The organism is Actinokineospora lacus (assembly GCF_053813445.1).
The window spans coordinates 1-7,929 of the sequence record NZ_JBQERA010000030.1 but is presented as its reverse complement, the minus strand read 5'-3'; the positions used below and the strand labels follow the sequence as shown (position 1 = coordinate 7,929).

Below are 7,929 nucleotides of genomic sequence, written 5' to 3'. Positions count from 1 at the left end.
CCGGCTGCAGCCCGGTGAACGGCGCTATCCACTCCGACCGCGACGACGAGATCACCTGCACCCGCACATGATCAACCACCCGCCACACAACCCGATCACCGGGTTACGAGACACCCCTTAGGCGGAGTACCCGCTATGTCTTGCACCTCGGGGTTGTCGTTGTGCTGCATGCGCTCAAACTGGTGGACTAGGCCGTCACACATGGTGCAGTCGGCGATCGGGGTCGGAGCTGCGCTTGGCCGCCGCCTGGCGTTGATGGCGCATCACATGCACGACTTCGGCGAAGAAAGTGACGGTGTCGTGCTCGGCGACCAAGAAGCGTGAGTCAGACCAAGACGGTGGAGCCAGGTCGGGCCTCCGCTCACGTCGATGATTGAAAGACCAAGTCCACCAGCGTTGCCCTCGGTCTGCACCCACTCGCCTGGGTTGGGCGATCCGAAGTGCCAGATCTGTCCTGGGGATGCTCCTCGCCGACGCCGATGGACCGCCTACCTCTCCGGGGGCAATGTCACGGCGAGGAACTCGTCGAGCCATGTATCGTCGTTGAAACCCCCGTTCGTCATGAGCGATGTCTTCAGGGACTTCTTCGTCATCGCGGGAGGGATCCCCAGCTTGCGTTCGGCTTCCCCCATGATGGCGCCGAACAACCGCGACACTCGATCGGGTTTGTGGCGGACGAACCAGCCGAGCAGGACGCCGGTGTTGGGCATAAGGTCGATGCCTATGTCGATCGCGATTCCGCGGTGGCGGGACAGTTCCCACAGCACCGCGTACTGGAGGGTGCCTGCGACGGCGTCGAAGGGCGTTGTGGAGTCCAGGTGGAGCGCGGCGCTCCAGGCCAGTTCCTCGGACACCGACCGCACGGCCTGCTCGGTGCGGTGGGCTCGGGACCAGCGGCGGCGGGTGTCGGGCTGATCCCAGAGGATGTGGAAGACGCTGTTGGACAGGCGTTTCCACAGTGAGCGCAGGCCTGGCGCCAGGCGCTCCTCGGCGTCGCGGTTGAGCACCGCGACGACGTTTGACGGGTCGCGTCGGCGCTGTTCGAGCCAGTCGAGCACCACCGGCCGCGACCAGCGTTTCCGGCCGCCGTCGCCTGACTGGGGCGCGGGCAACTCGGTTTCCTCGCGGGCGATGTAGGCGCGCAGGGTCGAGCCCACGATGCCCATCTCCCTGGCAACGTCGTCTACGCCGAGTAGGGTGACCTCGGCCAGCTCTGGGGCGTTGAGCGAGACCACACACCGGTCCAGTGGCAGGGCGTCAGGGCGAGCGCGCCGACGCGCCGCCCACAGCGCGAGGTCGTGCCGCCACTGCTCCGCCGCGGCCACGGTGTCCGGGGCGAGATGCAGCACCTTGTGCAGGTGCCCGAGGTTCTCTCGGCATCCGCTGTCCAGCAGGTCGTCTGCGGTGATCGTCGTTGGCTGGCGCACAGGCCGGTGCACATAGGTCTCGGTGGACAGGCTGAACACCTGACGCGGGCGGTACCAGGTGTCTCCGTCCCACCAGTAGCCGCCGAGCCTGGTCAACAACGCCCGGTCGCCGAACCACTCGTCGTACGCGCCCGCACCGTCGGCGTCACGGTAGAGCAGGACACTGCGGCCGTGCACGGGGTGGAAGTGCGCCACCCAGGCGTAGGCGTGGTTCTTCGGGTCGGTCGTGAACGCCCTCCACTCGCCCGTCTCGCTGTCGACGTCACATCGCCCCCACATGTTGGAACCGGAGTGGCGGCCGACGCGCTCCACCTCTTCGGGATCTTCGAGCGGGATGTGGCTGTCCTCGACGAAGGGCAGGTTCGGGATCGGGTGGTCGGTGCGGATGCCGTTGGCGACAGGTTGCTCGTCCCGGAGCACGGGGCAACTCCCTCCCTTCGCTGCTGTAGCGGTCTACAGCAGCTATGATGCGCCACTCTACATCATCCACGCTGTAGATCGCTACAGCGTGAATGACTTTGAGGATGGCCGGTAGAGCCGACCTGGCGAACATCCAGCTCAGCCCAGGTCTGCTGGTCGTTGAGGACGTGGCTGAGCTGATGGCCTTGATTGTTGAGCAGGCACGTGCGTCCGGTGCTGCGACCTCAAGTCAGGTGATCACGACTCGCAAAGGATCAAGCTCGACGACCCTGTAAAGCCGCGCCGGGTTCAGCCGGTGATTCCGCGCGACGGGCGGCGCAGACGCGGTGGTCGCAGATGCTGCTCCCGCCGCACATGTGCTCCTTGGTATCGCTGCGGTCGTCAAATTCAAGGCCCCGGCGTTGGACAGGATCCGATCCTCGGTTTCGCGGAGACGGTACTCCGTGGGCACGGTCTCCCGACCCTGATGATGCGGACACGGCCGTTGATCCGACCCGCTATTCGGCTTTCGGTCAGGTGCCGCGTTTAAGGCATGCGGTCCGCCTCCAGAGGCAGACCTCCGTTCAGTCGCATTCGGTTGTCCTGTCCGGGGAAGACTCGGAAGCCATCGCCGTTTCCGGCGGGCTGGTCGGGGTCGACATCCTCCAACCCTCACTCATGGTGCTTCCCTGCGGCCTTCCACCGCCGGTTTCCCAGGTCGCGGCGCGCCACGTCGAGGAATGCCTTGTGGGTGCGGCTGATCTCCTCGCGCAGTTCCGGTGGGAAAGCGTCTGCCGTCCGCCGGTCGACCGAGCGGAACATCCTGCGTACGCCACCATCGACCTCGGCTTGGACGCGTTCGAGGTAGGTAAGCACGGCGTCGAGGTGCTCGTCGTACGCTCGGCCAGCCTGCGGTGTGCCGACCAGTCGGACCTGCGCTTGGGCGTCGAACAGCCGCTGCGTGACCGGCTTGATGTCGTCCGGTCTGGCGATCTCCAGGATCGCGGTGACGGCGGCCAAGCCGTCGGCGTACATTTGGCGCATCATGTCGCGGCGCTTGTCGGTCCTGGTGCGGGCGGTGGTGATCCACGCCGCCAGGCTCGCCCCAATACGCCGACGCCAGCACCAGCGAGGGCGGCGAATGCCGGGTCCATCATGGACTGATGCTAGTGGGGGCATATCTGACATCTCCAAGACCAGGACCTGCGGTCGGGGGATCTTTCGTCCTTCGCCCGCCGAGCCGCCTGCTGCCAACCAGCACGCGACCGGACGCAGCAAGCGTGTCGGGACCAGGTCAGCGGGGACTCCGCGGCCAACAGGACCCGGCGATCGGGTGGCCAGGACGTCCTGCCATCGGCAAGTGCGTGCGTTCGGACGCGCCCCCCTTGCGGTACGGCCGAAGGAAGTGAAGGTTGATTTCTGCTCGTCTTCTCCGCTCGTTGTCGATCTGGCTCGTTGCCCCGACACGCACGGCCGATGACGAACGACACCTCACATGGAGGTGGTCTGGTGCCTGAGAATCCGATTGCTCGACCGATCGCTGTGCACTGGATCGAGCAGACTGCGGAGGACGAACCGGCCGTTCCCCGATCGGTGATGGCCAAGTGGCGTTGGTACCGAACGGCAGCGACACGCTCGTGCCGGTGGGCACATCGCAGCGAGGTCGTTCACATCGTTCTCGCCGCGCTTGCGCCTCTGGTCACGGTCGTCGTCGACCAACCCGTCGCAGGTGCGGCCTTGGGCACCGCGGCGGTGATCGTCGCTGGGGTCCGAAGCAGCTACCGCTGGCAGGAGAACTGGATCTCCCGCAGTCGCGCGCGCTACGCCATCGAACGGCACGTCACACTCTACAAGCAACGAATCCGGCCGTACGACACCGATAACCCCGCCGCGGTGCTCGTCCACGCCGTCGAGGACGTCGCCGAATCCGAGGGTCAAGCCTGGGAATCCGACCGTCGAGCGCTGCAAGTCACCCAGTCGCCACCGACGACATAGGCGCGACCTGCGGCATGAGCGTGTGTTCATTGAAACTCTGACTGGTTGACTGTTCGCGTGAGTGACATGTATTGGACTCCCGGCCCACCACGCGGTTGAGCACTTCGACGCACCGGGACTGGCCCGCCTGCCTGCTAATGGCGGCGACCCCGACGAGGTCTTCGTGGACATGACGCTACTAACGCACGCCATTGACGCCGAGGGCGACGCCGCTGCCCAAACGGAACCCCTCGACGTCCACCTCACAACAGTCCTACTAGCCTTCGGCGCCAACCCTCCCTGTCCGACCCCAGGTGGAGCTGACGTGTGTTTTACCGTCGTGGAGAGCGAAGTTTGCGACGTAGTCTTCGCGCTGCGAACGAGCCAGTCTTGCTTTCGTGATCCGTTTCGGGCTGGTCGTGACGAGGTCGATCTCGCGCTATCTCGGCGAGGTGGTTCTGGATTTTCACGTGTTGGAAGCGATAGCTCGTCCCGGTGGCGCGGAGAAGTCCTTTTGCTCGCGCATTCTCCAGGGACGGCCCGAGGCCTGACCTGGGTGTTGGGACACTGCGGGCGAGAATCGTCTGTCGCAGTACCCATCGAGACCAGCCCGTGCCGGGTATCTGATCAAACACGGCTGTCGAGGCGAGTAGGACCAGCGTCAACCAGACGTGGTACTCATGCCAATTTCCTGTAACTGCGCAGTACGCGCATGCGGCCAAGATGGGCAGGGGGAAATGTGCGGCCAGGGCTATGCCGTCCCGACGCAGAGCAGCGAGTGGTTGCGGGGCCCACTCCTCTGCATCGGGTTCGGTGATGCTTGCCCACATAAAGATGCCCAGCACGGCAACCGCGAGGGTGAGGATGATGACTCCTACAACGAGCGCCTGACCGCTGAGTTGCAGACTGGAATCGGGTGCCAGCAGGGTCACGATGTTCATCATTGTCACTACCCCCACTGCGCTCGCTGCGCCGCCAAGGAGTGCCCGGAACCTGATCTTGAATCTGAAGGTGACAGCTGCTTCAACCCTGCTTCGGAACGCGAGTCGAATCATCACGTAGGCAACCAAAACCGCGGCCCAGGATGCAACCCCGGCCAAGGTGTCAATGCGTTGACCACTCCAGTCGATCAGAGATCCGTACCATGCGGCGAACACGGCGCCACCGAATGCCACCAGAATGGTCAAGGAACGCTGGCGATGCGGCCCCCACCCGGAAGGAATCAGCGGTGCCGTCAGGTCCATATGCCGTGCTCCACGCCGTGTCAGGTAGCTGGCCAAGCCAGCGAGCCAGGTGAGCGTTTCGTCCCGTTGATGCGCGGCGGCCACGAGATGCCGTTCAAGCGCATCCACTGTGTCGAACAACAGCAGCTCGCCCGGATCGGAATCGGGTGAAGCGTACGCTTTTCTCGCCATCCTGCTCATCAGCGGTGATGACAACACCTCCCGAAGCGGTCCCGGCTTAAGCAGCCTCGCCAGAACACCGGCCCAACGGCGGTCGGCGTCAGATCGACCGGCGGTCAGATGTGCGCGGATCTCCGGCACCGGCAACTGTGTCAGCCGCACGACCAGCGCCCTGGCCGCAGTCACGCCAGCCGTCAGAACAGCCGTCTCATACTCCAGCGGTCGACTGGTCATCACAAACGGGCTGCCCCAGCTTTGCACATCTTCAAGAAGTATCGCGCGCGCCTGCGGGGCAAGCCCGTCCATACCATCAAGGATCGGAACGATCCTCCCCTGTTCAAGCAGTCGAGACATGACCTTATGGGCGGCATCGGCGGACATATCCGAGGGCAACGCAGTCTTCACGCACCTCACGAGGTACTCTTCGATGCGCTCAGATCCCGTGGCCAACCCAGCCAAGTCGATCAGAATCGGAACCCTTGCGTCGTCGACAAGGCTCTGAGTGACCAGCAACACGGCCACAGACTTGCCCGACCCTTCATCACCCAGAAGCACCAACTGTCGAGCAGGCAAACCGGCGACAACACTCGCGAGCATGGTGATATCCCCGTGCAGACGCAGAGCAGTACGCCGCGCTCCCGACAAGCGCCCTAGAACCACATCCGGACTGGCAGCCACCGGCCCGTTAACCGACGACCACGGCACCCTCAGCGGATCAGGAAACGACAGATCATGCGCCAACATCTCCTGCCGCACATGCCTGGCGGACTGCACCGAAAGCCTCGATACAACAAGCTCCTCAACCGAGTCATCAACTCGGGACGAGACGCGCGAAGCGGCGCCGGTCACCCCCAAAGTGATCACAGCAACCAGGCAACTGACGACACTGGCCACCTTGTCGCCGACATCCAACGCATTGAAGCCGAGCACGACCGCGAGGGTCGACGCAGACAGAACGAACAGCAACAACCACGGCCACCACCGCACGCGACGAGAACCCACGCTGCTGCCTCCTGCACTGCCGACCGCGAACACGCAGTTTGATCATCGAAGCCGACGAGCACCTCAAGCGGCAAGCCAAGGCTCAGGCCAGGCACGGCGTTACGTACGCACATCGGCATGACCGGACGTTGCGTTTCATGGCGGACGGAGGCCAACCGACCGAGCGTGGTGACCTCGACCAGCCGAAGCCTCAAGCGGGTCAACGATCAAGCCAGCCGGTCGAGCGAGACCGCCCTCCGCTGGATTAGCACCCGGTCGGTCCTTCGCCCGGTGAGTGTCGACGGCCCCCGTCGACCATCCACGACAGCTTCCCAGTACCCCCACCTTCCGTCGGACTCATCGACGTCAACAGCCGCAAGCACTCGGACATAACCGGCGGGCCGCCGCCCAGATCCTCACGAAACCGGGTGTCCTGCCCAATATGTGCCCAAGTCTTCGAATGCAGCTCTGTTTATGCAGGTCAGAGATGCTGGGTGACCCGCTCTCCGGAGGCGGGAGCCTCGGCCGACCGTCGGGGCGCCGCGCCTGCAGGGCTCGTTCGGCGACGCCGCCGCACGCGTCGAGCGCGCCTACCCCGTGCCGGACTACCCGACCCCGGCCCTGGCCCCTGGCCTGGGCAGGGCCGACGCGAACATCGTCCCGCGCCTTGCCATGCTGTCGGACGAGCATCGCCGGTGGTCGTTAGACCTGGTCTCAAAACTCGGCGTGTCGCTAGGTGAACCAACGGCCCGCCCCTGGCTCCGCACCGCCCGCCTGTGAGCCCGGCCCGACGGACCGGAGGACAGTCAGAGAGACTGGGGGCCATTGCCCGCCCTCTCGACCTGGAGCCTTTGATGCCGCAGGGGACCGTCCGTTGGTTCGACGCCGAACGGGGTTTCGGCTTCCTCGCGCCCGAGAACGGCTCGCCGGACGTGTTCGGCACGCCTCCGAGATCGTCGAGGACGGCGGCGCGAAAATGCTCCGCGAGGGTCAGGCCGTCGTGTTCGAGGTCGGCGAGAACGACCGCGGACCCCAGGCGCTGCGCGTTCGCGTCACCGCCGATGCGGCCACCGGCAGCGCCGTGGGCCTGCTCGGCACCGTCAACTGGTACGAGCCGGGCAAGGGGTACGGCTTCGCGTCGCCGGACGGCGGCGGCGCCGACATCTTCGTGCACAGCTCCGCCATCGTGACCGGCGGCGTGGTCACCGAGGGGCAGCGGGTGGCCTTCCTGATCGTCGAAGGCGAGCGCGGCCCGCAGGCCGGGCACGTGATCCCGCTGGGAGCAGGGGTCGGCTCACCCGCTGCGGCTGGTATCGCGGACGGTGCCGACGGCACGGTGGCCTGGTACGACGAGGACAAGGGCTTCGGCTTCATCAACCCCGACTCCGGCGCCGGGGACGTCTTCGTTCACGCCCGGGCCCTGGCCGAGGGGCTGACGTGGCTCGCGGAGGGCGACCGCGTCGCCTACGAGGTGGCTAGTGGAGACAAGGGCCCGCAGGCCCGCGACGTGCACCTGGTCCGGGGCGCCGAGCCCCAGACGGCGCCGCAGCGGTCGGCACCTGCCGCGGCCGCAGGGCCGGCCGCGCGGGACGTGCCCGCACGAGGCGGCGAGGGCGTCGTCGCACGCTACGACGGCGACCGCGGCTTCGGCTTCATCACCCCGGACGCAGGCGGCGACGATCTCTTCGCCCACGTGTCCGTGATCATGGGGTCGGAGCCGCTGCAGAAGGGTGACCGGGTCCGGT

General features: G+C 65.8%; 4 protein-coding genes and 1 pseudogene. 2 read left to right on the top strand and 3 right to left on the bottom strand.

What is annotated here, in order from left to right:
• Window positions 1-488: 488 nt before the first annotated feature.
• Together ACTG9Q_RS32820 and ACTG9Q_RS32815 are read right to left on the bottom strand one after the other, a co-directional pair.
• Window positions 489-1,847 carry a helix-turn-helix transcriptional regulator gene (locus ACTG9Q_RS32820; protein ID WP_455576842.1) on the bottom strand — a complete coding sequence of 453 codons (1,359 nt, stop codon included), beginning with the start codon at window positions 1,845-1,847 and terminating at the stop codon, window positions 489-491.
• 651 nt (window positions 1,848-2,498) lie between these two features.
• Window positions 2,499-2,861, bottom strand: coding sequence for a hypothetical protein (locus ACTG9Q_RS32815; RefSeq protein ID WP_455576841.1), 363 nt, complete (start codon window positions 2,859-2,861; stop codon window positions 2,499-2,501).
• 474 nt (window positions 2,862-3,335) lie between these two features.
• On the opposite strand from ACTG9Q_RS32815, the gene ACTG9Q_RS32810 reads away from it, so the two are divergent.
• The gene (locus tag ACTG9Q_RS32810; protein ID WP_455576840.1) at window positions 3,336-3,821 is read left to right on the top strand and encodes a DUF4231 domain-containing protein; all 486 of its coding nucleotides are present in this window, start codon (window positions 3,336-3,338) and stop codon (window positions 3,819-3,821) included.
• A gap of 311 nt (window positions 3,822-4,132) precedes the next feature.
• Here ACTG9Q_RS32810 and ACTG9Q_RS32805 read toward each other — a convergent pair whose 3' ends face one another.
• Window positions 4,133-6,172: a hypothetical protein gene (locus tag ACTG9Q_RS32805; protein WP_455576839.1), complete on the bottom strand. Its 2,040-nt coding sequence runs from the start codon at window positions 6,170-6,172 to the stop codon at window positions 4,133-4,135.
• Between the two features lie 866 nt (window positions 6,173-7,038).
• On the opposite strand from ACTG9Q_RS32805, the pseudogene ACTG9Q_RS32800 reads away from it, so the two are divergent.
• Window positions 7,039-7,929, top strand: a pseudogene (locus ACTG9Q_RS32800) (cold-shock protein); the annotation flags it as partial.